Source organism: Paraglaciecola sp. QJM3NY_14, assembly GCF_056173245.1.
In genome coordinates, this window is the sequence record NZ_CM149664.1 from 4,008,741 (window position 1) to 4,034,598 (window position 25,858).

The 25,858-nt window shown below is 45.2% G+C and carries 19 protein-coding genes; 10 read left to right on the plus strand and 9 right to left on the minus strand.

The window, feature by feature from the left end; all coding sequences use genetic code 11:
• Positions 1–145 precede the first annotated feature (145 nt).
• The 3 genes from djlA to AC0VYA_RS17230 form a co-directional block, all read right to left on the minus strand.
• A complete protein-coding gene (djlA, locus tag AC0VYA_RS17220; protein ID WP_011576150.1) occupies positions 146–1,000 on the minus strand; it encodes a co-chaperone DjlA in 855 nt (284 codons plus the stop codon).
• A 41-nt stretch (positions 1,001–1,041) separates the two neighbouring features.
• A complete protein-coding gene (gene murU, locus AC0VYA_RS17225; protein WP_475489077.1) occupies positions 1,042–1,770 on the minus strand; it encodes an N-acetylmuramate alpha-1-phosphate uridylyltransferase MurU in 729 nt (242 codons plus the stop codon).
• A gap of 85 nt (positions 1,771–1,855) precedes the next feature.
• Entirely contained in the window at positions 1,856–2,893 is a 1,038-nt protein-coding gene (locus AC0VYA_RS17230) for an aminoglycoside phosphotransferase family protein (RefSeq protein ID WP_475489078.1), read from the minus strand.
• A gap of 97 nt (positions 2,894–2,990) precedes the next feature.
• On the opposite strand from AC0VYA_RS17230, the gene AC0VYA_RS17235 reads away from it, so the two are divergent.
• The 7 genes from AC0VYA_RS17235 to AC0VYA_RS17265 all read left to right on the plus strand — a co-directional run bounded on the left by AC0VYA_RS17235 (position 2,991) and on the right by AC0VYA_RS17265 (position 12,043).
• Complete coding sequence (locus tag AC0VYA_RS17235; protein WP_475491086.1) at positions 2,991–5,255, plus strand: LPS-assembly protein LptD; 2,265 nt, start codon at positions 2,991–2,993, stop codon at positions 5,253–5,255.
• 67 nt (positions 5,256–5,322) lie between these two features.
• On the plus strand, positions 5,323–6,618 hold the full coding sequence (surA, locus tag AC0VYA_RS17240; protein WP_473475661.1) for a peptidylprolyl isomerase SurA: 1,296 nt from the start codon (positions 5,323–5,325) through the stop codon (positions 6,616–6,618).
• 3 nt (positions 6,619–6,621) lie between these two features.
• Positions 6,622–7,602, plus strand: a complete 981-nt coding sequence (gene pdxA, locus AC0VYA_RS17245; protein WP_475489079.1) for a 4-hydroxythreonine-4-phosphate dehydrogenase PdxA — start codon at positions 6,622–6,624, stop codon at positions 7,600–7,602.
• Complete coding sequence (gene rsmA / locus AC0VYA_RS17250) at positions 7,599–8,405, plus strand: 16S rRNA (adenine(1518)-N(6)/adenine(1519)-N(6))-dimethyltransferase RsmA (RefSeq protein WP_475489080.1); 807 nt, start codon at positions 7,599–7,601, stop codon at positions 8,403–8,405. The genes pdxA and rsmA overlap by 4 nt, the downstream gene beginning before the upstream one ends.
• Positions 8,406–8,807, plus strand: coding sequence for a Co2+/Mg2+ efflux protein ApaG (gene apaG, locus AC0VYA_RS17255; protein WP_475489081.1), 402 nt, complete (start codon positions 8,406–8,408; stop codon positions 8,805–8,807).
• Positions 8,808–8,821: 14 nt separating this feature from the next.
• Positions 8,822–9,622 (plus strand): symmetrical bis(5'-nucleosyl)-tetraphosphatase, encoded by an 801-nt coding sequence (locus AC0VYA_RS17260; RefSeq protein ID WP_475489082.1) that lies wholly within the window; start codon positions 8,822–8,824, stop codon positions 9,620–9,622.
• 396 nt (positions 9,623–10,018) lie between these two features.
• Positions 10,019–12,043, plus strand: a complete 2,025-nt coding sequence (locus AC0VYA_RS17265) for a methyl-accepting chemotaxis protein (RefSeq protein WP_475489083.1) — start codon at positions 10,019–10,021, stop codon at positions 12,041–12,043.
• An 83-nt stretch (positions 12,044–12,126) separates the two neighbouring features.
• On the opposite strand, the gene lysC is transcribed toward AC0VYA_RS17265, so the two are convergent.
• On the minus strand, positions 12,127–13,485 hold the full coding sequence (gene lysC, locus AC0VYA_RS17270; RefSeq protein ID WP_011576160.1) for a lysine-sensitive aspartokinase 3: 1,359 nt from the start codon (positions 13,483–13,485) through the stop codon (positions 12,127–12,129).
• 238 nt (positions 13,486–13,723) lie between these two features.
• Here lysC and AC0VYA_RS17275 point away from each other — a divergent pair, with 238 nt between their 5' ends.
• Positions 13,724–15,286: an amidase gene (locus AC0VYA_RS17275; protein ID WP_475489084.1), complete on the plus strand. Its 1,563-nt coding sequence runs from the start codon at positions 13,724–13,726 to the stop codon at positions 15,284–15,286.
• A gap of 115 nt (positions 15,287–15,401) precedes the next feature.
• On the opposite strand, the gene AC0VYA_RS17280 is transcribed toward AC0VYA_RS17275, so the two are convergent.
• Together AC0VYA_RS17280 and acnB are read right to left on the minus strand one after the other, a co-directional pair.
• Positions 15,402–15,866 carry a DUF192 domain-containing protein gene (locus tag AC0VYA_RS17280; RefSeq protein ID WP_475489085.1) on the minus strand — a complete coding sequence of 155 codons (465 nt, stop codon included), beginning with the start codon at positions 15,864–15,866 and terminating at the stop codon, positions 15,402–15,404.
• 276 nt (positions 15,867–16,142) lie between these two features.
• A complete protein-coding gene (acnB, locus tag AC0VYA_RS17285; protein WP_473475678.1) occupies positions 16,143–18,755 on the minus strand; it encodes a bifunctional aconitate hydratase 2/2-methylisocitrate dehydratase in 2,613 nt (870 codons plus the stop codon).
• A 421-nt stretch (positions 18,756–19,176) separates the two neighbouring features.
• On the opposite strand from acnB, the gene AC0VYA_RS17290 reads away from it, so the two are divergent.
• Together AC0VYA_RS17290 and AC0VYA_RS17295 are read left to right on the plus strand one after the other, a co-directional pair.
• Entirely contained in the window at positions 19,177–20,253 is a 1,077-nt protein-coding gene (locus AC0VYA_RS17290) for an SMP-30/gluconolactonase/LRE family protein (RefSeq protein ID WP_475489086.1), read from the plus strand.
• Positions 20,254–20,606: 353 nt separating this feature from the next.
• Positions 20,607–21,152 (plus strand): type 1 glutamine amidotransferase domain-containing protein, encoded by a 546-nt coding sequence (locus AC0VYA_RS17295; protein WP_475489087.1) that lies wholly within the window; start codon positions 20,607–20,609, stop codon positions 21,150–21,152.
• A 59-nt stretch (positions 21,153–21,211) separates the two neighbouring features.
• On the opposite strand, the gene AC0VYA_RS17300 is transcribed toward AC0VYA_RS17295, so the two are convergent.
• From AC0VYA_RS17300 to def, 3 genes are all read right to left on the minus strand, one after another.
• On the minus strand, positions 21,212–23,566 hold the full coding sequence (locus tag AC0VYA_RS17300; protein ID WP_475489088.1) for a YgiQ family radical SAM protein: 2,355 nt from the start codon (positions 23,564–23,566) through the stop codon (positions 21,212–21,214).
• 214 nt (positions 23,567–23,780) lie between these two features.
• Entirely contained in the window at positions 23,781–25,067 is a 1,287-nt protein-coding gene (locus tag AC0VYA_RS17305; protein WP_475489089.1) for a lytic murein transglycosylase, read from the minus strand.
• Between the two features lie 200 nt (positions 25,068–25,267).
• Positions 25,268–25,831, minus strand: a complete 564-nt coding sequence (gene def / locus AC0VYA_RS17310) for a peptide deformylase (protein WP_475491087.1) — start codon at positions 25,829–25,831, stop codon at positions 25,268–25,270.
• Positions 25,832–25,858: the final 27 nt, after the last annotated feature.

Here is a 25,858-nt window from a genome sequence, read left to right on the forward strand (position 1 = left end):
ATTTGATACACACATACCAGTGCTATCATTGATAGTGCACAGAAAACGGCAGATTTGTCAGCGGTAGCTGCAATAAATGCAACTACCGTAACATCGAAAAGAATCGTGACTCAGAGCAAGAGGTTGAGATTTAAGGTTATAGCGATCAGCGCATGCCGCGCTTTTCTTTGATCATTTCATACGCCGCTTGTATATCTTGCGCTTTGTTCTTTGCTAGTTCTAAGGCCTGCTTCGGCAAGCCTTTGGAGACCAGTTTGTCAGGGTGGTTTTCGCTCATAAGCTTGCGATAGGCTTTTTTAACTGCTTTATCATCATCGGACTCACTCACGCCCAATATTTGATAAGCATCATTCAACGATTGCTGAGTAGAATAAGTCGACTGGCTACCCTGATGTGCTCTGTGTGACGATCGCCCATCTCGCTGACCACCACGCTGGCGAAAACGTATTTCCGCTTCGTAAACAGAGAGTAAATACAATAGCTCGTTTTGTTTGAAGCCAAGATGCAAAGCTGCAGTTTCAAGGACTTTTTGTTCTGCTTTATCGAGCTTACCGTCAACGTAGGCTGCTTGGATCAAAATCTCTAAAAAGACTTGCAGTATGTCTCTGCGCCCATGGCAAGACTCTTTCAATTCAACAATGATGTCTTTTAGGGCGAAGTCTGCTTCTTTACCTTCGCGAAAGGCCTGCTGAGCTTCTTTACGGGTATCTCCCTCCAGCCCCATTTGATCCATCAAGGCGCTGGCCATTTTGATCTCTACATCGCTGACTTTACCGTCTGCTTTGGCAATGTGTCCCATGACTGAAAACAGGGCATGAAAAAAGATTGCCTGCTTTTTAAAGTCATCTTGGCTGGTAAAAAAACCACTGAAGCCGCCCATTTGATTGAAGTCTTGGCTATAGCCTTTGTCGAACATATGCCCAACAATAAAACCCAATATGGCACCGGGGATACGCCCAAACATAAAACCAAAAATGGTACCTAAAATCTTGCCAATCATTATTTACCCTGTCATAAAATTAATTTCTTGAACTCAGTCGTTCAATCTTGTGCATTTAATTGAGCCAAACGCTCAGGCGTGCCTATATCAATCCACAGGCCTTCAAATAGGGCCCCACTGACTAACTCAGTGGCCATCGCATCGACCAATACCGGCGCTAAACGCAAACTCGTTGGAGTGAGGCTGTCGAACAACGCCTTGCGGTATACTCCGATACCGCTAAAAGTGTATTTACCCCACTGGCCGTCGCAGGTTGGTGTTTCATTCAGGGGGACTTGCTGTCGCACTTTGCTCACACGACCACCCTGTAGGTAAAAATCGCCATCAGGATTGTGTGGGGGGTTTGGCACTAATATCAAGTGGGCCAAGGGGAACTCATTAGCAAGCAGTGCAGATTTTGCCGACAATTCATCAAGCATGTTCACAAAAGAAAAGTCAGTGAAAACATCACCATTGACTACTAAAAATGCACCTGACGGGTTATCTTGACTAAGCAGTGGCAATGCTTGCTTTATGCCACCTGCTGTTTCAAGTGCCGTTTCTTCCTTTGAATACATTATTTCTAGATTAAAACGCGAACCATCACCGAGCCGTTGCACTATTTTATCGCCCAACCAAGCGTGATTGATCACAACGCGCTTGATACCCGCTGTGGCTAAACGTTCAAGGTGGTATTCAATCAAAGGCTTACCGCGCACTTCTAACAAGGGTTTTGGGAGGGTATCTGTTAATGGACGCATGCGCTCACCCCGCCCAGCCGCCAAAATCATCGCAGTATTTATTCTTTTATTAGTGACAACCACTGTTCGTCATAACCTCGCGTTATCATATCCAAGCTTTTAACGTTCGACTTTACTAGCCTTTGCTGCGAGCGAGTGAGACCACTTTCCCTTTTCCAGCATCTTCTATTGCCAACACACTGGGTAAAACTTCATCTTCAACAAACTTAGCAAATCCATAAAGCTCAGGATAACCTTTGCCAATATCAACTAAGTAACCCAAGGTGCGGGGAATATCGCCTAAATAGTCACTTTTACCATCTCTGTGATGAAGGCGTGCGAATATGCCGCTGGCTTTCACATGACGTTGCATACCGGTTAAATCAAACCAACGGGTAAATTTAGCAAGGGAGTATTGCGGGTAAAACTGTTGTTGAAATGCCTCTAGCCAATTGCTGACCCATTCATCCGGCCAGCGCCGATAACAGTCGCGCAATAATGACACCGCGTCATAAGTAATGGGGCCAATCACTGCATCTTGAAAATCAATCACGCCGATATCACCGCTTTCAAGCATCATCAGGTTGCGCGAATGGAAATCTCGATGCACGCCAACCTTGGGTTGCTCAAAAAAGCTATCCGCTAACACGTTGAATGTGTCGTTCAACATAGTCTGTTGCTCGGTCGTGGTTTGGTAACTCAAATGCACATCTAATAACCACTGGGTGAATATTTCAAACTCACGAGAAAAAAGTTTGTGATCATAGGCTGGCAAAGATGCTTGAGTAGTCGTTGTACATTGCTGTACCTTTGGCAGCAGCGCTAACGCCTTGGGATATAGTTGATGGCAACTTTGCTCGTTTAATTGATGCGCCAATTGCTCATCACCGAAATCATTGAGACAATAAAAACCTAAGTCATGATCAGCGACCAATATATCGGGCACGCATAATCCGTTAGCAGCAAAGAGCTCAGCGACTAATGCAAACTTACGACTATCTTCAAATTTAGGTGGGGCATCAACAGCAATAATGCTGCGACCATCAAAGGTGAAGCGAAAGTAACGCCTAAAGCTGGCATCACCGTAAACCATGTGTAATTGTTGACACAAATAAGGTGTGGAATGATTAATCCAATCCATCAGTTGTGCTTGTCTTTGTGCCAATGGGCTCACTTAGGACCTCTTGTTGGGGTAAAAATTGACAGCGAAGAATGGCGAAATATCGCTTTTTTTGCAAGTTTACTAGCAAATCTGCGTGAAACCCTTAAAATTGGAGCTTAACCCCCGTGACTTTAACCATTATCAGGCTGCCTTTTTACCCTACCGTATGAAAATTAAGCAACCTCTTCACGTGCTCTGTTTCTCTGTGTGCTCGCTTAGCGCTGTAGCCCAAGAAACATGTCCAGCACCTGCAAATACTTTCGTGGTAGAGAAGCGTCTGCCAAACGGACAAATTCAAGTTATATCTAATATGACCTCTATTCAGCAAGATAATTTCGCAGAATTTGAGGGAGACGTGGAAATAACCAACAAAGATTCACAAATTATTGCCAATAAGGCGCAAATTGACCGCACTACTCAGCAATTAATTGCCACTGGGGATGTGAGCTATCAAAACCCTCAATTGAGCGTGACCAGCCAAAAAGTGCTTCTTAATACCCAGAATAACCGCATGGAAATTGCCGATACGCAATATGAATTGACCACCCTCAATGCTCGTGGTCAAGCAGAGTTATTAGTGGTGGACCAAACCCAAGGCTTGGAGTTAAACGGTGTCACGTTCTCCACGTGCCCCACAGGTCAGGAAGATTGGTTGGTACACGCGGATAGCATCACAGTGAAACCAGATGAAACCCGTGGTGTCGCGCGCAATGCGTTCTTCTATGTGCAAGATATTCCCATATTTTATTTACCTTACTACTCGTTTCCGGTGACCGATGCCCGTGAAACCGGTTTATTGTTCCCCCAAGTCGGCAGTAGTAGCAGCACAGGTTTTGCTTACGAACAGCCCTATTATTTGAATCTAGACCCGCAGTACGATGCGACTATTACCCCTAGATACATGACTAAGCGTGGTTTGCAGCTAAAGACAGAATTTCGTTATTTGACTGAGAATAACAGCGGCCAGATTGATATTGAGTACTTGCCCAACGATTCCGATTCAACGACCAATGAGGATCGCTATTTTTATCGCTTCACTCATAAAGGTGCGTTATCAGACGATTGGGAAGTGAATGTAGATTTTAACGGCTTAAGCGATGACAACTATATTGTCGATTTGGGCTCTGATTATTACAACTCTGCGGATACTCATCTGTTTAGAACCCTAGGTTTGCATTATTACTCCGACGCACTGAATGTCAGTTTGCAACTTAGAGATTTTGAAATTTTAGGTGATCACGATGACACCTACCGCGCGCTGCCCGAATTAAAACTCGATTATGTTACCGATTTACCCGCTGGCTTTAAATTTGATATTCACTCTGAGCTAGCCCGTTTCGACAATGCTAATGGTACTAGCCCTAAGGCCACCCGCGCACATATCGCCCCGACGCTTAGCTTACCTTTAGAAAACAGTTGGGGGGAATTCTTAGCGGAAACCTCAATAATGCATACTGTGTATCGCCAAGAGGATATCGAGGGCACTGACCTGTCTCGTGATGTGTCACGCACCTTAGGCCAAGCAAAACTATACGGGGCCTTAGTCTTTGAGCGTCAAGCTCATTGGTTTGGGGATAACGTCACTCAAACGCTAGAGCCCAGAGCCCAGTACCTTTACACCAGTTATGAAGACCAATCAGATATCGGTTTGTATGACACAACACGCTTGTTTAACGATTTTGCTGGATTGTTTCGAGGGCAGGAATTCACTGGCTTAGACCGCATCAGCGATAAGAATCAAGTGACCCTAGGAGTAACATCTCGCATAATAGATGAAGATAATAGGGAACAATTTAAACTTAGCTTAGGTCAGATTTTCTATCTTGAAGACAACAAGGTCACCGCAGCGAGTAAAGAAGATGACCGCTCAGCCTTAGCAGCAGAGTTGGACTGGCGCATCGGCAGTAAGTGGTTAGCCCACAGTGAAGTGCAAGTATCCACCCAAACTGACAAAGTTGAACGAAGTAGTGTTGGCCTTGAGTATCGGCTTGCTAGAGACAAAATGCTGCAAATCAACCATCGATTTGTGCGTGATTTATCTGGCGAACAGGTCAGTCAACTAGGCTTAACAGCCAGTTGGCCCATCGCCCAAGACTGGTACTGGGTTGGGCGATGGTATCGAGATATCGATCGTCACCGTACCATCGAGAGCTACACAGGATTACAATACGAATCGTGTTGCTGGGCATTGCGCATCGTAGCTCAACGTCAATTAACCAGTCGTTTTGATGATGATGGCCTACAAAGTACTGATGAATTTGATTCAGGTATCGCGATTCAATTCCTATTTAAAGGAATTGGCGGCGATAGCTCCGGGCGCGATATGTTAAAAGATGGATTGTTCGGCTATCGACAGCCTTATCTGTTAGATTAGCGCCAAGTACCATAAAAAATAACCCATACACTCAGGTGTAAATTTTAATTAATAAGTAACCATAAATATGAAATTAACTGTAGTCACTTTTGCCCTTTTGGCATTTATCTCGTTTAACACGTTCGCCAAGCAAGTCCGCTTGGACAACGTAGCAGTCATTGTCGATCAAGGCGTGGTTCTTGAAAGCCAAATTGAAGAATTAGTTAATACCGTAAAACGTAACGCATTAACCAACAATCAAACCTTACCCTCAGATCGCGTTTTGCGCACCCAAGCGATTGAGCGCTTGATTGTGGATAGTTTGCAAAATCAAATGGCTGAGCGTATGGGCATTCAAATTAGCGACCCTCAATTAGATCAAACCATAGACAACATCGCCAGAGAAGACGGCACAACAGTTGAAGACTTGCGTAAAAACCTTGCCTCTGAAGGGGTCAGCTTTGAGGTATATCGTGAGCAAGTGCGCAAAGAATTGGTCACTGGCGAAGTGCGCCGCGCCAACGTGCGTCGCCGCATATACATTACGCCTCAAGAAATAAGCAACTTAGTGACGCTTATTGATGAACAAGGCGGACAACAAGCTGAGTATCATTTAGGTCATATATTGATTGGTTTTCCACCTGAGCCAACTGACGAAGACGTCAGCAAAGCCAAAGACACAGCAGAGAAAGTATTAGAATTATTAAACAACGGCTCTGAATTTGCCAAAATCGCCACGGCTTCTTCTTCTGGCTCTAAAGCGCTTGAAGGCGGTGATTTAGGTTGGATGAACATTAACTCTATGCCAACACTCTTTGCAGAGGCTGTACAAGGCACCAGTAAAGATGACTTAATCGGCCCTATCCGCAGTGGTGCAGGTTTTCACGTATTGAAAATTATTGATATTCGTGGCATTGAAAAAGTCGAAGTTGCAGAGCTTAAGTCTCGTCATATTTTGATCAAACCCTCGGTTATTTTAAGCGATGAGAAAGCAGAAAAGATGCTGACCGAATTTAGAAAAGAACTGTTGGCAGGTGAAGCAGACTTCGCTGAATTAGCTAAAGAGCACTCAGCTGATCCTGGTTCAGCTTTACGCGGCGGTGATTTAGGTTGGGCTGACCCTAACGTTTATGTACCGGCCTTCAGGGATACACTGCAGAGCTTAGAAGTAGGCGAAATCAGTCAACCTGTTCGCTCTACCCACGGCTGGCATTTAATGCAATTGATGGATAAACGTGTACAAGACGCCACAGAGAAACGCAAAGAAGACAAAGCATATCAGTTGTTGTTCCAGCGTAAGTTTGCTGAAGAAACTGAAGCATGGTTGAAAGAAATGCGTGACAGCGCTTATGTCGAATTACTTGACGAAAAAGACAATAGTTAATTCATGACCATTAAGCTTGCCATAACACCGGGTGAACCTGCAGGGGTTGGCCCAGATTTAATCATCACCTTAGCGCAGCAGCAATGGCAGGCCATGTTAGTGGTATTTGCCAATGCTGAGCTGATGCGTATCCGTGCAAATGCACTGAACATCCCACTGACGTTATTACCATACGATGCAAGCTGCACGGACATTCAACCTGCCGGGTCGCTTTATATTGTTGATACACCGCTGCAGGATGAAGTCATTGCTGGAAAACTAAATCCAACGAACAGCCAATACGTACTAGATACACTGCACCAAGCTTGCCAGATGAATCTCAATGGCGAATTTCAGGCTCTGGTGACAGGCCCTGTGCATAAAGGCGTGATAAACGAGGCAGGCATTCCCTTTAGTGGCCACACTGAATTTTTTGCCCAGCAGTCGAACACCCCTGAAGTTGTGATGATGCTGGCTACCGAAGGCTTGCGCGTAACACTCGCTACGACGCACATTCCAGTGACAGCGGTATCTGCTGCTATTACTCAGCCCAAGCTGGATAAAGTGATCCGTATCATAGATCACGATCTAAGAACCAAGTTCGGCATTGCTAAGCCGCATATTTTTGTATGTGGGCTCAATCCTCATGCAGGTGAAGACGGGCATATTGGCCGTGAGGAGATAGATACGATCATCCCTGCCCTTAATGCTCTGCGCCAAGAGGGCATAACGCTTACCGGGCCATTACCGGCTGACACTATTTTTAACCCAAAGTATTTGCAACAAGCCGATACCGTGCTTGCTATGTATCATGATCAAGGGCTACCTGTGTTAAAATACAAGGGCTTTGGTCAAGCGGTAAACATCACTTTGGGATTACCCTTTATTCGCACCTCCGTGGACCACGGAACCGCACTCGATTTAGCCGCTACCGGCCACGCCGATGTTGGCAGTTTTAGCATCGCTATCAAGGAAGCCATTTCATTGGCAAAAAGTACACAATGAGCAAACAACATTTAGGCCACACAGCCAGAAAACGTTTCGGTCAGAACTTTCTGCACGACCCTTATATTATTGATCAAATCGTATCTGCCATTAACCCACAAGTGGGACAAAACGTGGTAGAAATAGGCCCGGGTTTAGGCGCACTTACCGAACCGGTTTGCGAACTGATTGATAAGCTAACCGTAGTCGAGTTAGACCGCGACCTTGCCCAGCGTTTGCGTACGCACCCGTTCATTGCCAGTAAGCTGAACATCCTAGAAAAGGACGCCCTAAAGTTTGATTTTTCTGAGTTGTTCAGTGAAGAGCATCCGTTAAGAGTATTCGGTAACTTACCATATAATATTTCAACCCCTTTGATGTTCCATTTGTTTTCGTTCGCGCACAAAGTGCAAGACATGCATTTTATGCTGCAAAAAGAAGTGGTAAACAGGCTGGCTGCATCACCGGGTAACAAGAACTATGGTCGCTTGTCTGTGATGGCGCAGTATCACTGCCACATCATGCCGGTTATTCATGTCCCGCCAGGGGCCTTCAACCCACCGCCTAAAGTCGATTCAGCTGTGGTGCGTCTTATTCCCCACAAGGTTAGGCCGGTAGAGGTAAAAAGCGAAGAAGCACTTAACCGCGTGTGTGCTCAAGCGTTTAATCAACGCCGTAAAACCATTCGCAATAGCTTGAAAGAAAGCCTTAGCGAAGCGCAACTTATCTCGTTGGATATTAACCCTGAATTACGAGCGGAAAACTTATCACTGGCTCAATTTGGAAACATTGCCGATCTTGCGTTTAGTACTCAGGAGGATTAAATGACAAGTTCATTAAGTACGGGTCACGAGCTAAGTGATAAAATTAAGGTTGTGGTACACACCCAACATTTACCAGAGCATACCGCCAATGAGGCGGACAAATACGCTTTTGCTTATGAAATTAACATTGCCAATAACAGTGACGAAAGTGTGCAGCTTATCAACCGTTATTGGCTCATCATTGACGGCAATGGCAAACAATCTGAAGTAGAAGGCGCTGGCGTTGTTGGTCAGCAGCCACACATCGAAAGTGGCGATAGCTTTCAATATACTAGCGGCGCGGTACTTGATACCCCCGTAGGCTCAATGCAAGGTTATTACGAAATGCAGGATAAAGATGGCGCACTCTTTCGTGTACCCATTGATATTTTCCGCTTAGCAGTCCCCCATCAAATCAACTAGTTCAGAGTGTACACATGGCTGATTATATCGTGGGTGATATACAGGGTTGCTTGAGTGGCCTTAAAGTCGTTTTAAGCAAAGTAGACTTTGCACCGGGTAAAGACACACTATATGCGGTTGGCGATCTTATTGGTCGTGGCCCTGAATCTTTAGAAACCCTCGCTTATTTGCACGGATTAGGTGATAGTTTTCACACCGTGTTAGGTAACCATGACTTAAATTTACTAGCAATATTCTGCGGTGTTAGGCGCGCAAAAAAGGGTGACAAGCTTGACAGCGTCATTGCTTCTGACAAGTTCGCAAAATATTGCCATTGGTTACGCCAAAAGCCACTTGCTCTAAGCCTTGGAGAAAATACATTGCTGACCCACGCGGGCTTATATCCTATGTGGAGTTTTGATAAAGCATTGGGCTTGAGCGATGAAATTAGCACAGCGCTACAAGGCCCTCACTGGCAGCAATTAGTGCAAAGCATGTATGGTGACAAGCCCAACCGCTGGGCCGATGACTTGACAGGCGAGGCAAGGCAACGTTTTATCATTAATGCGTTTACTAGAATGCGTTTTTTGGAAAAAGACCAGCGCCTTGAGTTTGAATGTAAAACCCCACCGCAAGATGCGCCTAAGTCCCTCACTCCGTGGTTTAGTGTCAACAACCCGGAATTAACAACTCAGCAAAGAGTCGTTTTCGGGCATTGGGCGGCTTTGAATGGCGAGACTCAAAACAGTCACTTTATTGCCTTAGATACAGGATTTGTCTGGGGAGGGCATATGACCTTGCTTCGTGCAAATGACTGGTTGCGAGTGCAAAGCTAAAACGAGACCATATTCAATCACTTCCCTATTCATAATTTCCGCATTTTGTCATAAAACGTCTTCAGTTTTGTATTATATTAATAACTGCTAAATGTGCTGAATGCGAACCATTTCGTTATTATCTCAAGTAAAATTAAAAAGTTAGCTAATGTTAACCGCTTTTAAGTCGATACTACTTTCGTAGGGTAAATCTAAGCAGATTGTAGTGGTTATCGAATTTGATAAGCATTGTGTTAGGGACATAAGTAACGCAGGTATGATTGCCTTTGTTATTGTGTGAAACTGGCCTGTAAGAGATTAAAATATGTAATTTAGCTGCATTGCAGTTTGCATTCATCACACAATAAAATAATCGCCCTAACACCTATAATAAATAGATTTATTTGGAGAGCACACATGAAATTGACTGTAGCACTGCGCGTTGTAGGTGGGTTTGCCATTATTACTTCGCTGCTTATCGTCATGGGAATATTTTCACTCGCTACCTTAGATGATATAGATGACGCTACCGAAGACGTAAGTAATCTCGCTTTTCCGACGGTCAGCGGCAGTAGTCAACTCAAAGTGTCATTCTTAAACATGGGGCGCTTAACGGCAGAAGCCTACTACGGTGACGGTTTAGACAGCCTTGATGAAAAAAGCGAAGCCTTTAACAATAGCCAAAGCAACTTTGAAAACGAATTCAATACACTTAAGCAGGTAGTCAGCCAAGAGTCTGATTTAAAAGCCTCTTTAGCAGAAGTGGATGGCATTTACGAAGACTATAAGGTCAATGTATTAAAGCTGTTTGATAGCCGTAAAGCTGACCTAGCTATGCGCGATACACTGCGTGGTCAAATTAGCGATATTGAAGATAACGCCGATGACACATCCTCATTGATCTTAGATTTCTCTGACCTTGACGAAGTTCAAAATAATGCCCAACTTGCCAAGGCTTCAGAATTAGCCAATCGCCTTGAAACCAATTTAATGTCACTTATCACAGTGAGCTCAGAATATATTAAAACCCAAAATTTGGTCAGGGCTGACACCCTAGGCAACGAGGTAGAACTGGTTGTAAACCAAATTCGTGAATCTTTGAGTGGCATTCAAAACGCAGCGGGTGGCAACGACCCTAGTGGTACCCTGTCCGAAATCTATCAAATGACGGGGTCAGTCCTAGACCTGGTAAGCTCGTCAACGGGTGTGCTACAAAACCAAGTAAAGAAGATCAACAAACAGAATGAAGCCACTGCCGCTTACAGGGCCTCAGATGCCAACATCGAGTTAGCCATTACCAAACTTAATACCCTGTCTAAACTTGCCGATGATAAAGCATCGATAGCCAATGAATCGGTAAAAAGCTCAATTAGCTCTGGCAATCTACGAACCACATTTATTGTTATTATCTCGGTCTTAATTGCCAGCGTAATTGCCTTCTTTGGTGTGCGAGCTATTATCAAGCCGCTTAACAGAGTTAATGAGATGCTGAACATTGTTTCATCAGGGGATCTTACTCAACGTTTAGACGACTCTTCCGATGATGAATTTGGCACTTTGGCGAAAAACTGTAATAACTTGGTTGACAGCTTAAAGTCATTGATTTCAGGTATAGGCTCTCGCTCTGCTCAGTTAGCTGCCGCATCAGAAGAGACCTCTGCGGTGACCATGCAAACCACGACATCGATTCAAGAGCAAAAATCACAGATCGCACAAGTTGCTACCGCAACAACAGAAATGCACAGTACGTCCTTGGTTGTCAGTCAAAGCGCTGAAGATACATTGCGTCAAATTCAACATGCTGATGAAGAAGCCGAGAAGGTTAAAGCTATCTCGGAAGAAAACATTCGCACCATTGAAGTGCTCGCCCGTGATGTTGAAGAAGCGGCCGAGGTTATTAATAAGCTTCATCAAGACAGTGCCAGCATCGGCGGTATTTTGGATGTTATTCGTGGCGTAGCTGACCAAACTAACTTACTCGCATTAAACGCGGCCATTGAAGCGGCGCGCGCAGGTGAGCATGGTAGAGGCTTTGCCGTAGTCGCAGATGAAGTACGTACCCTTGCCAGTCGCACACAAAAATCGACTCAAGAAATTAACTCGATGATTGAAGTGCTTCAAGCGGGCGCTGAAAAAGCCGTAGCAGTAATGAACCAAGGCAAAGAGCAAACAACCGTTTGTGTTGAGAAAACCGAAGCCTCAACCAAAGCCTTGCAGCTCATTTCTGATGCCGTTCATAAAGCGTACGATGTTAGTTCGCAAATCGCTCAAGCAGCGAAAGAACAAAATGTGGTGTCGCAAGAAATTAGCGAGAAGCTAGAGAATATCGTGAATATCGCCGAAGAAACCTCTGTAGGCGCGCATCAAACGTCTGAATCAAGTCACGAGGTGGCCAAGCTTGCTGAAGAGCTACAAAGTTCTGTACAGCAGTTTAAGGTCTAATTAACCTATATTGCGCTTACTTTTAGCGCACAAAAAAACCGCTACTTTTCGATAGCGGTTTTTTTGTGACTAAAATGCGTTAATTATTCAGCTTCAAACAAGCTCTTATGCAGGGCTTTCACCACATTTGAACTGTCCTTTTCGCTCACTAACATAGACATATTATGCACGTTGGCACCGAAACAAATCATTCTCAAGTTAAAGTCAGACACGGCAGCGAAAATACGGCTCGATACACCAGCTGCACTGTGCATGTTATTGCCTACCACAGTCACCAAATCAAAATGCTCTTCAAGCTCAACTTCACAAATTTGGCTAAGCTCTTCGATCGTCTCACGGTTCAAGCGCTGCAATACTGAATTAGGCGGGTTATCCAGAGTGAACGAGACACAAATTTCAGATGTCGTCACCAAATCAACACTTAAGTTGTGCTTGGCGATAATGGTAAATACATTCTGCAAGAACCCCTGAGCGTACATCATCTTAGGCGTTTTCACTGTCACCATAACTTGGTCTTTACGGCGAGTAATAGCGCGGTAAGAAGGTTCATGTTCACAATCACGAACAATCCAAGTACCGCCTTTTTCAGGCTCCTTACTTGAGCCAACAAATACCTTTATGTTTTGACGAAGCGCTGGCTCCATGGTCGCTGGGTGTAACACCTTAGCACCAAATGTAGCCATTTCTGCGGCTTCTTCAAAGCTTAGCTCAGGCAAAGGTCTTGCTGCATCAGTAATGCGCGGGTCCGTGGTATAAACACCAATCACATCCGTCCAGATTTCACAGCTTTGTGCGCCTAAGGCTTCAGCCAATAAAGCGGCAGTAAAGTCAGAGCCTCCACGTCCAAGCGTAGTGGTATTGCCTGCTTCGTCAGAGCCAATAAACCCTTGGGTAACCAGAACGGTTTTAGCTATTTCAGGTGCCATTAGCTTTGCCGCGCGCTGCTTTATGCCATCCAGTTGCGGAGCCGCCTGACCAAACTCGCTGTCGGTCAGAAGGACATTGCGCACATCAAAGTTATCCGCTGGTAGACCTTGCTGCGTCAATACCTCGGAAAACAGCAGCGATGCCATGCGTTCACCGTGCGACAGCAAACTGTCTTTTAAATCAGGACGGTGGAGTATTTCTTCATGAAACGCCAATTGTTTCAATGACTCGAGTAACTCCAACAACTTATCGGCCACCAAAGTCGGCGCGCCTAAGTCATTTAATATAGCGAATTCAATGGCTTGTATTTGCTCAATGTAAGCCGAAATTTCATCTTTGGTCAGGGCCTTGTGTGCCAGCTCTACCAGAATGTTGGTTACCCCAGCTGATGCACTTACCACCACCACTTTAGTAGCAGGGTTGCCTTTTACCACCTTGGCGCAATTAAGCATGGTGGCGTAGGTTGCGACACTGGTTCCGCCAAATTTAGCTACGTTTATCGAAGAGTCACTCAATGTTTTTCCTAATTAGAATATGTACAAAAAAGATGCCATAAATTACCAGCTTTTTAGCGCAGATAAAGCACATTTTGCCTCTTTCTGTACACTTTTTGGAATAGCCTATGCGATAGTGATACCGGGCGTGCTATTTGAGTATTTCAAAGGACGTCTCGCCCTCTATCATTTAATAATAAAAATCACCAAATCCAGTCAAATTAATGGTGAAAATACAGTCAGTTAAGGAAACATAGACATGCTCCGATGCAAAACCATCAGCAGTTCATTAACGAGCGGGGTCATCATTGCTCTGATCGCAACCAATAGTTTTGCTGCACGAGCCAGTGAAACCATCGCTAGGCCGTTACACGAACTCACCCTTCATGAAACACAAACATTATTGCGTAACAACACCATCACCGTCACCCAATTGAGTGATTACTATTTACAGCGAATCGAGAAATTCGACGATAACGGCCCTACGCTCAATGCCATCGTCACGCTTAATCAGCAGCTTGCTGAACAGGTGGCAGCGTTAGATATGAAACTTAAGAGTGACGCGCCAATGGGCACACTATTCGGCGCCATGGTGCTACTCAAAGACAATATTGACGCCACAGGTATGCCAAACACTGCAGGGTCTTGGCTGATGCGAGAACACGTTCCTAGTAAAGACGCCTACTTGGTTGAAAAGTTAAAAGCACAGGACGCGATTATTCTGGGTAAAACCAATTTGTCTGAATGGGCAAACTTTCGCTCCACTATGTCATCAAGCGGCTGGAGTAGTTTGCACGGGCAAACCCTCAACCCTCATGATGTAACGCGCTCTCCGTGTGGCTCTAGTTCAGGATCAGGTGTGGCTGTCGCCGCAGATTTTACGTTATTAGCGGTAGGTACAGAAACAGATGGCTCCGTTACCTGCCCCGCTGCTGTTAACGGTATTGTGGGCATCAAACCCACACTAGGCCTTATTAGCCGCAGCGGCATCATTCCCATCGCCCACTCACAAGACACAGCAGGCCCAATGGCACGCTCGGTTGCTGATGCGGTCGTTATGCTTGAAGCCATGATGGGTGAAGACAACAACGATGCGAGCAGCATTGCACCTGTACCCTTAGTTGAGCATTTAAAAGCCGACGGGCTTAAAGGCAAGCGGATAGGCGTGGTGCGCAACATGATGGGCTATCATCCACAACTTGACGACGTCTTTGAAGCTCAGTTATCTATATTAGACAAAGCGGGCGCTATCATCATAGACAATGCCGATATCGACGATAAAGGCAGCTGGAATGAAGACGAGTACAGCGTGTTGCTGGCTGAGTTTAAAGCGGATTTAAATCACTATTTAACAAGGAGCAATGCACCAATAAAAAGCCTACAAGAGGCGATAGACAAAAATGAAGAAGCAAAAGAGCGCACTATGCCTATCTTTGGACAGGAGATATTCATTAGCGCCCAAGAAGCGCCTGAGTTAACGGATAAACGCTACCTCGATGCGTTACACAGCGCTAAACAAAAAGCAGGCAAAGACGGCATAGATGCCACACTCGCAAAATACAATGTAGATCTACTGATTGCCCCCACAACGGCACCTGCGTGGAAAATAGACCATATCGATGGTGATCACTTTCTTGGCTCAGCCAGCGGCGCGGCGGCAGTCGCCGGCTACCCGCACATTACTGTTCCAATGGGAGAAGTGTACGGCATGCCTGTTAATATGAGCTTTATTGGTGGAGCAAAGAGTGAAGGTTTGCTGATTGAGGCGGCTTATGGGTTTGAGCAAGCAACTCATGCGCGTATCACTCCGCTGTTGTTTTAGCGTATTAGACGAGCAAATTTTGACTGTAACACCAGTGCCCATCGGCATTGAAGCACACCAAAGTGAACTTGATAAGAGCGGCTAAAATGCCGCCTTTATCACCCAATTCAATTGGTTAGTCTTTTATCACTAATGTGTCGCCTACTTTTACACCGTTTTTAGCAAACCAGCCTTGATTCATCTCAAGTGCGTAAAGTACCGCTTGAGATGCCCCAACTGAGGTTAAGTCGTGGGGTTGCATCGGTTTAATATCGGTGATCACACCATCACTGGTGATAAAGGCAACATCAAGCGCTAAAAATGTGTTCTGCATCCACATACTGGCTTTTTTAGCGCCAGAGAATTTGAACAACATTCCACATTGGCTACACAGCGTTTTACGAAACATTAAGCCTTTTGCTCTTTGCTCAAAGGTATAAGCATACTCCACATCAAGAGGCTGCTTACCAATAGTAATGCTAACCAAAGGTAACGTCTGATATGACTCGTTTTCTTGGGCATTTGCCCCTAGCATCACACTTAAACTAAAAAAGCCTGCAAGCAAAACAGACGTGAACAAGCGAAGGGGTTTAATCAACATGTGTATTCCAATAATTTAGATAAAACCCTCGAAGCCATCTGGCACGTAGCGTGTGAGCAATAACGGAGTTTTATTATTAATTCGGTTAAAACAAACTTAAAAACAATGGGTTAGTTTATTTATCAGACTAAAGTCTACTTTACCGGAAAACAGAAAGGAATAGCTCGAGGACACAGATTGTAGCAAATACGGGTTTAGCAACAAAAAAAGCCGAACTAGGCATTCACCTGTTCGGCTTACAGTATTTTATTCTGATTTAGTTATATAAATCAGTGATTAAGCAATGTTAAGAGCAGGAATAATCTTCTCTTTCGCAGCAGCTTCTGCTTGCTTGAACTCATCGATACGGTCGAAGTTCAAGTAACGGAAAACATCACCAGACATAGACTCGATCTTGTTCGCATATTCCATGTACTCAGCTGTAGTAGGGATACGACCAACAATTGCACCAACAGCCGCAAGTTCAGCAGAACACAAGTAAACATCAGCACCGTCGCCTAAACGGTTAGGGAAGTTACGAGTAGAAGTAGACAATACTGTTGAGTTAGCTAATACGCGTGCTTGGTTACCCATACACAATGAACAACCAGGCATTTCAGTACGCACACCCACACGACCGTAGATGTTGTAGTAGCCCTCTTCCATCAATACGGCTTTGTCCATCTTAGTCGGTGGAGAGATCCACAAACGCGTTGGCAAGGTCTTGTTGTATTGCTCAAGTAGTTTACCTGCAGCACGGAAGTGACCAATATTCGTCATACAAGAACCGATGAACACTTCATCAATTTTCTCGCCAGCAACGTCAGACAAAGTTTTCGCATCATCTGGATCGTTCGGGCAACAAAGAATAGGTTCGTTGATATCATCAAGGTCAATCTCAATGGTTTCAACGTACTCAGCGTCTTTATCCGCTTGCATTAGCTCTGGGTTAGCCAACCACTCTTCCATTTTACGAGCACGACGCTCAAGCGTACGAGGGTCGCCGTAACCTTCGTTGATCATCCAACGTAACATAGTGATGTTAGACGTTAGGTACTCTGCGATAGACGCTTCAGACAACTTAATAGTACAACCTGCTGCTGAACGCTCTGCAGAGGCATCTGACAATTCAAACGCTTGCTCAACGGTCAAATCGTTCAAACCTTCTATTTCAAGAATACGACCAGAGAAAGCATTGACTTTACCTTTCTTAGCTACAGTCAAAAGACCTTGCTTGATACCGTACAATGGAATGGCATGCACCAAATCACGCAACGTGATGCCTGGCTTCATTTTACCTTTAAAGCGCACCAATACCGACTCAGGCATATCAAGCGGCATTACGCCTGTTGCAGCTGCGAATGCAACCAAACCAGAGCCTGCAGGGAATGAAATACCCATTGGGAAACGCGTATGAGAATCACCACCAGTACCCACGGTATCAGGCAATAACATACGGTTTAACCAAGAGTGGATAATACCGTCACCTGGGCGAAGTGAAACACCGCCACGGTTCATAATGAAATCAGGCAATGTATGCTGAGTATCAATATCAACTGGTTTAGGGTAAGCCGCTGTGTGACAGAACGACTGCATGGTTAAATCTGCAGAGAAACCTAAACAGGCTAGATCTTTAAGCTCATCACGGGTCATTGGCCCAGTGGTATCTTGTGAACCCACAGTAGTCATTTTAGGCTCGCAGTAAGTGCCAGGTCGAATACCCTCAACACCACATGCTTTACCCACCATCTTCTGAGCTAAGGTATACCCTTTGCCAGTATCAGCGGGTTGGTCTGGCTTACGGAACAAGTCAGAAGCACCAAGGCCTAAAGACTCGCGCGCTTTTTCGGTCAAACCACGACCAATGATTAAGTTAATACGGCCACCAGCGCGTACTTCGTCTAGCAATACGTCAGACTTATACTCATATTTAGCCAGTTCAGCGCCTGTTTCAGCGTTAGTAATACGACCTTCAAGTGGGAAGATGTCAATCACGTCGCCCATGTTCATATTGTCTACGTCAGCTTCAAATACTAACGCACCAGCATCTTCCATAGTGTTGTAGAAAATTGGCGCAACTTTACCGCCGATACATACACCGCCGCCACGTTTGTTTGGTACGCCAGGTAAGTCTTCACCGAAGAACCAAAGGACTGAGTTAGTCGCTGACTTACGTGATGAACCGGTACCTACAACGTCACCCACGAACGCAACAGGGTGACCTTTTGCTTTAATTTCGTCGATTTGTTTAAGTGGTCCAATTTCTCCATGTACTTCAGGCGTTAAGCCGTCACGGGTCATCTTATACGCTGCACGTGCGTGCAATGGAATATCAGGACGTGACCATGCATCAGGTGCAGGTGATAAGTCATCGGTGTTTGTTTCACCGGTCACTTTGAATACTGAGTAAGTGATTTTCTCAGGCATTTCAGGGCGTGAAGTGAACCACTCGGCGTCAGCCCAAGATTGTAATACGTCTTTGGCGAACCCGTTTCCTGCGCGGGCTTTTTCTTCCACGTCATGGAAAGCGTCAAACATCAGCAAAGTGTGCTTCAATTCTTCAGCAGCAAGCTCAGCCAAATCATTGTTATCAAGTGCATCAACTAGTGTCACGATGTTGTAACCACCGTGCATGTTACCCAACAATTGGATCGCAGCGTCTTTGCTGATCAAAGGAGATGATGCTTCACCGATAACGATAGCATTTAAGAAACCAGCTTTAACATAAGCCGCTTCATCTACGCCCGGTGGAACACGCTCTGATAACAACTCAAGTAAAAAGTCACCTTCGCCTGCAGGCGGCGCTTTTAATAACTCAACCAAACCAGCAACTTGCTCGGCATTTAATGGTTTAGGTGGGATACCTTCGGCAGAACGTTCTTCAACATGTTTACGATATGCTTCTAACACAATTAGGACCTCTTGGTTGACTCAAAGAACACCGGACGTTCTTGAGTATGTCTATAAAACCGAGCAAGTATAAGGCTTATACAGCCAAAATAAAAATAACCTGTATGTTTATAGCCTTATACTGGCTATTCCCTACAAAAATAGGGGTTAATAGGATGTTAAGTGACGCGATAATCGTTTTTTATGACGTTAAAATACCCTTTTTCATTATTTCTGTTTTTATCTAGGGGCAAGTCTACTGTCACAGAATACACTTTGTACTTCCCTATAACTTACGGAGCAGCAATTGCACTTCAATGACAAGCTCGCTTCATAATTAGGTTGATAAATACACCCAAATAACGAATCACAATTTAACCTAACAATATCATCATGCTATATCTTGTTGAAATGTTTATCCTTTACATATCAGGGAGATATTATGAAATTGGTTAAATTTACCCTACTCGCTATTTTTGCCCTTGGCGCATATTTGCTGCTATGGCCTGTCGCTATTGATCCAGTCGCTTGGCAAGCGCCCACAGCCACAGGGTATGTTGGCCCATGGGCATCAAACAATGCATTAGCCGACTTAGATCTATTGTCGTTAGGTGACCATCATGGGCCAGAAGATTTTGCCCTTCGAGATGACGGTGTTATCGCCACAGCTACCCATTCGGGTGACATTATGCTACTGGCACCCAATACCAACGAATTTAAAACTTGGGTTAATACAGGCGGTCGCCCACTGGGAATCGAGTATGACCTACAAGGGAATCTATTGGTTGCCGACGCGATGAAAGGATTAATATCCATAACCCCCAATGGTGATATTAGCCTTGTCACAAATCGGGTAGACGACACTGACATTGTATACGCGGACGATGTAGACGTCGCACAAAACGGTATGGTCTATTTCAGCGATGCCACCAGCAAGTTTTCTGCCTCGCAATTCGGCGGCACATTACCCGCAAGTCTGCTGGAAATAATGGAACACAAAGGCAATGGACGCCTCTTGCAATACAATCCAGCCACTGCCGAAACTAGGGTACTACTGGAAGGCTTAACCTTTGCCAATGGCGTCGCGGTGAGTCACGATCAACGCTCGGTGCTAATCAATGAAACCGGCAGTTACCGTGTATTACGCTATTGGCTGAAAGGCCCAAAGGCCGGCAAAGTTGAGACCCTTATTGATAACCTACCGGGATTCCCTGATAACATCGCCCGCTCTCCTAGCGGTGGATATTGGCTCGGGTTTGCCTCCCCTCGCGCCAAAAGCATAGATGACTTATCTGAATCCCCCTTTCTAAGAAAAATGATTCAGCGTCTGCCCAGCTTTTTGCAACCGGCAGGCAAAAATTATGGCCATGTCATTAAAATTACCGAAAATGGTGAGGTACTGATGAACTTACAAGACCCTAGTGGTGCGTATCCCTTTACTACTGGCGTGCTAGAAACGGCTGACGCTTTATATATTAGTAGCCTTACGGCTGGTGCAGTCGCTAGAAGGTCGATTTAAAAAAGGCAATCTGTTGATTTGGATATTCGTTGTTAATAAACGCATCTCAGTCTGCAAAGGTGACAGAAATTGGGTTCTGGGTTTTAGCTTTAGCTTTTTGCGGAGCCCTCAACCCAATCAGATGACGTGAGTAGTTGGGTCGGGGTAAGCCAACACCGGCCTCTGTAAAAATTTCTCTTGTCTCTAAAATTTTGTCAGGCTCAAAGTATGATAAAAACCCTCCCCTTTAATCGTTAAATCGAAACCGTCACAACTGGCGTGGCTTTGCGAGACATTGGAGCTCTCAGGATCTGTGGCACGGCATTAGCATTTCTTCATTCACAATATTGAGCTTAAAAGATGAAGGAAAAATTATGACTACGTCACTAGCACATAAGCGTGTTGCCATTTTGGCCACTGATGGTTTTGAGCAAAGCGAGTTATTTCACCCATTGAATGCGTTAAAAGAAGCCAGCGTAAAAGTGGATATCATTTCTCTTGAGAAAGGGTCAATTAAGGGTTGGGATGAAGATAATTGGGGGGAGTCGATTAAGGTCGATTTGACACTTCAAGAAGCGAAAAGCGAAAATTATGACGCTCTGGTACTACCCGGCGGCTTATTCAACCCCGACACCTTACGTACCAGCAATGCTGCCATCGCGTTCATTAAAGATTTCTTTGCCGATGAAAAACAACGCCCTGTCGCAGCGGTATGTCATGGCCCTTGGCTACTCATTGAAGCGGGTATCGTAAAAGGGCGTAATTTAACTTCTTATCCGAGTATTCAAACTGATTTACGTAACGCAGGGGCAAATTGGCAAGATGCACAGGTGCTGATCGATGGCCAAATCATCACGAGTCGTAACCCAGATGACTTGCCCGCGTTTAGTGAGCAAATCATCAAAGCGTTGAAAGACTAACCCTGAAGCACAATAAAGTTGACTTTCAGTACATTGAATTCAAATAGCAAAAAGCCACATTAATGTGGCTTTCTTTTTTTATTACTGCTGTTTTTACGTCGGTTATCAGTGTTTGTACCGGCCGAGTTTCCAGTACCACCGGCCTTATTGTGTGGCTGATTGTCACTGAAGCGAGTTAAGCCCTGTTGGGCTTTTTTGCCCTTCGCTGTTTGCTGAGCTTGGTCATTTCCTTTGCCTTTCGCATACGCTTTATTTGCAGAGCGCTTTGCATACTCTTTTTGCTCACGCCCTTTTAACTCATTACGGCTCTCAGCAGGTATCAAGCATTTAGCGCCATTGCCAATAAGATAGCCTTTACCCATGTCGGTTAACGCTTTACGCAACATTGGCCAGTTAGCAGGATCGTGATAACGCAGAAAAGCACGGTGCAACCGGCGGCGAATTTCACCCTTGGCCACGGTCACAGCTTCACTTTTGTGATTCACTTTATGTATCGGGTTTTTCCCCGTGTGATACATAGTTGTCGCGTTCGCCATAGGTGACGGATAGAAGTTCTGTACTTGGTCGAGTTTAAAGTTGCGCTCTTTTAGCCACAGCGCCAAGTTCAGCATGTCTTCGTCTTCAGTCCCTGGATGAGCAGAGATAAAATACGGGATCAAATACTGCTCTTTGCCCGCTTCCATGGTGTACTTGTCGAACAACTCTTTAAATCTATCGTAGGTGCCCATCCCCGGTTTCATCATTTTATCCAGCGGGGCTTTCTCTGTATGCTCAGGCGCAATCTTCAAATAGCCGCCCACGTGATGCGTTACCAACTCGCGTACATAATTGGGATCTTCAATCGCCAAATCGTAACGTACACCCGATGCAATAAGGACTTTCTTCACCCCTTCCACATTACGCGCTTTGCGATATAACTCGACGGTAGGCGTTTGGTCAGTATCTAAATGACCGCAAATTTCTGGCCATACGCACGATAAACGACGACACGCTTGTTCCGCTTTCGGACTCTTGCAACGCAATTTATACATATTGGCGGTTGGGCCACCTAGATCAGAGATCACCCCAGTAAAACCCGGAACCTTGTCGCGGATCTGTTCAATTTCACGAATGATCGATTCTTCAGAGCGGCTTTGAATAACGCGCCCTTCGTGCTCGGTGATAGAACAGAAAGTGCAACCGCCAAAACAACCACGCATGATATTCACCGAGGTTTTAATCATGTCGTAAGCAGGTATTTTTGCTTTACCGTAGCTAGGATGCGGAACACGTGCATAAGGTAAATCAAACACGGCATCCATTTCTTCAGTTTCAAGCGGGTAAGCAGGTGGATTAATCCAAATGATTCTATCGCCATGGCGCTGTGCAAGCGCACGAGCACACCCTGGGTTGGTTTCTTTGTGCAATATACGCGAGGTATGCGCGTAATGCGTTTTCTCGGCACGCACCACATCGTAAGCTGGCAGCATCACATAGGTTTTATCCCACGGCTTGCGACGTTTGGTTTTTGAGGTAAAAGGCTGTACGACAATCGGTTGGGCCTTTTGCTCTTCAATGGCCGCTTGTTTATCTGCCTCAGAAGAAACCGCGCATTTATCTTCGATGATTTCGTAGGGGCTAATAACAGGGTCAATTTTACCTATGGTGTCTAAATGTGTTGAGTCTACACCTTGCCAACCAGGCAACGGCTCTTTACGGATAACGGCTGTGCCGCGAATATCTTGCATCTGCTCAATGCTTTCACCCGCAGCAAAACGATGGGCCATTTCAATTAATGGACGTTCAGCATTACCGAACATCAACATGTCAGCTTTTGAATCAAACAACACAGAGCGACGCACTTTATCTGACCAGTAATCATAGTGGGCAATACGGCGCAAACTAGCTTCGATACCACCAATCACTACTGGTTTTTTATAGGCCTCTTTGCATCGCTGAGTGTATACCGTGACTGCACGATCTGGGCGCTTGCCCCCTTCGTTGTTAGCAGTGTAGGCATCATCGTGACGCAGTTTTCGCTCTGCTGTATAACGATTGATCATGGAGTCCATGTTACCTGCGGTCACGCCGAAGAATAAGTTCGGCTCACCTAACTGCATAAAGTCGTTTTTGTTCGTCCAATCCGGCTGAGAAATAATCCCTACTCGGAAACCTTGTGACTCAAGCACGCGGCCAATCACCGCCATGCCAAAGCTGGGGTGATCCACGTAGGCATCCCCCGTAACAATAATGATATCGCAGCTATCCCAACCTAAGATTTCCATTTCTTTGCGTGACATGGGTAAAAATGGCGCAGGGCCAAAACACTCAGCCCAATATTTGGGATAAGAAAAAAGACCGCGCTCGGCTTTCATACGCTCAGCAGGCTGGCGTTTAACAGGCGATTTAGCGACAGGTTGACTCAGGTTGGACATACAACTCCACAAAAATAAAAAGTATTAAAAAAGCGCTCAAGATGGAAATGCGAAAAGCGCTTAAAATTTGACCGCGGGAGTATATACCTAAAGTACTTTTTAGCCCAGTAAAGACCGCAAAAAAGGCAAATAATTACCGTGGGGAATAGCAGACACTGCCCATAAGATTAATGGGCAGTTTAACGCTGTAACAAAGCAATATATTACATAGTGCTTATGAGTTGCTTGGCAGAGGCTGCTCCATTAAGGCATCGAACACGTCACGTGCTGGGTAACCATCTGCAATCATGTCTTTTGATAATTGAAATTGGCGAATACCGCTTCGTGTACCCGGTCCCAAAATACCGTCGGCCTTGCCCACATCAAAGCCCAAACCATTGAGCTTATCCTGTAGCTGACGCATTTCATCTACCGTGTAATCCGGCAGCTCAGGCAGAGTTTTAGACAAGGTACTCAAACCAGCAATACGATCCGCTAAGTGCCCCACAGCGATGCCGTAATACTCTGAGTTATTCCAGCGCAATATTACATTAAAGTTTTTATAGGCTAAAAATGCCGGCCCTGCATGACCCGCTGGCACCAGAAGCGCACCTTTGATATCAGCGTTACCGATGGCATGGCCGTCAGTACGGGTGACGCCAGCACCGTTCCATACAGAAAGCGCTTTGGGATCATTCTTGCCCGCTAAGGTATAATCGAATGAGTCAGGCAGGCTCACCTCTCTGCCCCATTTGTAGCCTGATTGCCAACCTAAATTTTTCAAAAAGTTAGCTGCCGAAGCCAGCGCATCTTGCTCGCTATCCCAAAGATTGATTTGGCCGTCTTTATCTCCGTCAACTGCGTATTTCATATAGGCAGAGGGCATAAACTGTGTGTGCCCCATGGCACCGGCCCAAGAGCCAACCATTTTTTTGTCGTCTAGTTTTTCACGATCAATGAGCAACAGAGCTTGCATTAATTCACTGGAAAAATAACGGCTACGGCGATTGTCACATGCCAAAGTGACTAGCGAATCAATAACCGGGCTTTTTCCCTTGTAAGAGCCAAAATTCGTTTCTAAGCCCCAAAAAGCTAAAAGATACTGAGCTGGCACACCGTATTCTTTATTTAACTCCCCCAGAAAAGCACGGTGCTTGGCCATCATTTGCTGGCCTTTTTCAATGCGCCAGGTATTCACCCGTTTTTCAAAGTAATCAGTAAAGGTTTGTACAAACTCAGGTTGATTTCGATCCAGCGAGATGATTTTTTCTTTGTATCTGGCGCCGCCAAGCACTTCATTGGTAACACGCTTAGAGACACCGGCTGTTTTAGCTTGCCCCTGCAAGTCAACAACACATTGTGCAAATAAGGCCTGTGGGCTCGCCACTTCTTGGGCCTCACTTACAACCTCCTGTTCACCTGACACATTCATGTCAGTGGCATCTTGTTGAGCAGCCACACTGATCCCGCTTAGCAATGAGCAACATACTATGGCAGATAATTTCTTTAACGCAGTTTGCAACGGATATCCTTACTAATAAAAAATGGGTAATCACATAAGTCACCTTATGTTACACCTCTGGTAATAAATCATAGCTTTGACTGAGTATCGCTTAGATTAGCCTTTGCCCTTCGCACAAATAATTAAATACGCCTATTCAATTGTTGAGATAAGCTCATGCCAGAATGGGCAGCTCTTAGCAGTTCTAAACGCAACACCGCTTAACGATTATCGTCGTTTTTGATTTCGCCTTGTCGGTCATCAATGCCTGCTATTTTTCTGCGCCATACGGATTCAGCCATAATATCGGTGTTAAGTTCAACATGGTCAAGCCACGTTTTACCAATCAGATGATCAAATTCGTGTAGGAAAATGCGTGCTACAAACCCATCTAAGCGCTGAGTGGCCGGTGTTCCATCGCGTTGCAGATACTCTATCTCAACCCAAGTCGCCCGGCGAATAAAACCACGTAAACCAGGCACAGACAAACAGCCTTCCCAGTCCTTTACTGTTTCCTCGCTACTTTGTATCACTTTGGGGTTAATTAACACCAAAGGTTCCATGTCAGGTGCATTTGGGTATCTAGGGCTGGGCCGTGATGCAATGATCATGACTGCACGCTTATCAAATACTTGCGGTGCTGCAATACCGACCCCATTGGCCTCTTGCATGGTCACGAGTAAGGCATCAACAAACTCCTGAAACGCACTGGTTTCAATATCTGTCTGGGAGACTGATTTGGCTGGCGTACGCAAGATAACTTCACCCACTTGTGCTATTTTCATCATGTAATTTATCTTATTCTTTTCATA

Excerpts from the sequence above, each read along its gene's own strand:
- AC0VYA_RS17295 (WP_475489087.1), top strand. The coding sequence starts at position 20,607 with ATGACTACGTCACTAGCACATAAGCGTGTTGCCATTTTGGCCACTGAT.
- AC0VYA_RS17260 (WP_475489082.1), top strand. The coding sequence starts at position 8,822 with ATGGCTGATTATATCGTGGGTGATATACAGGGTTGCTTGAGTGGCCTT.
- AC0VYA_RS17265 (WP_475489083.1), top strand. The coding sequence starts at position 10,019 with ATGAAATTGACTGTAGCACTGCGCGTTGTAGGTGGGTTTGCCATTATT.
- murU (WP_475489077.1), bottom strand. The coding sequence starts at position 1,770 with ATGATTTTGGCGGCTGGGCGGGGTGAGCGCATGCGTCCATTAACAGAT.
- AC0VYA_RS17275 (WP_475489084.1), top strand. The coding sequence starts at position 13,724 with ATGCTCCGATGCAAAACCATCAGCAGTTCATTAACGAGCGGGGTCATC.
- surA (WP_473475661.1), top strand. The coding sequence starts at position 5,323 with ATGAAATTAACTGTAGTCACTTTTGCCCTTTTGGCATTTATCTCGTTT.
- apaG (WP_475489081.1), top strand. The coding sequence starts at position 8,406 with ATGACAAGTTCATTAAGTACGGGTCACGAGCTAAGTGATAAAATTAAG.
- AC0VYA_RS17290 (WP_475489086.1), top strand. The coding sequence starts at position 19,177 with ATGAAATTGGTTAAATTTACCCTACTCGCTATTTTTGCCCTTGGCGCA.
- pdxA (WP_475489079.1), top strand. The coding sequence starts at position 6,622 with ATGACCATTAAGCTTGCCATAACACCGGGTGAACCTGCAGGGGTTGGC.
- AC0VYA_RS17300 (WP_475489088.1), bottom strand. The coding sequence starts at position 23,566 with ATGTCCAACCTGAGTCAACCTGTCGCTAAATCGCCTGTTAAACGCCAG.
- rsmA (WP_475489080.1), top strand. The coding sequence starts at position 7,599 with ATGAGCAAACAACATTTAGGCCACACAGCCAGAAAACGTTTCGGTCAG.
- djlA (WP_011576150.1), bottom strand. The coding sequence starts at position 1,000 with ATGATTGGCAAGATTTTAGGTACCATTTTTGGTTTTATGTTTGGGCGT.
- def (WP_475491087.1), bottom strand. The coding sequence starts at position 25,831 with ATGAAAATAGCACAAGTGGGTGAAGTTATCTTGCGTACGCCAGCCAAA.
- AC0VYA_RS17280 (WP_475489085.1), bottom strand. The coding sequence starts at position 15,866 with ATGTTGATTAAACCCCTTCGCTTGTTCACGTCTGTTTTGCTTGCAGGC.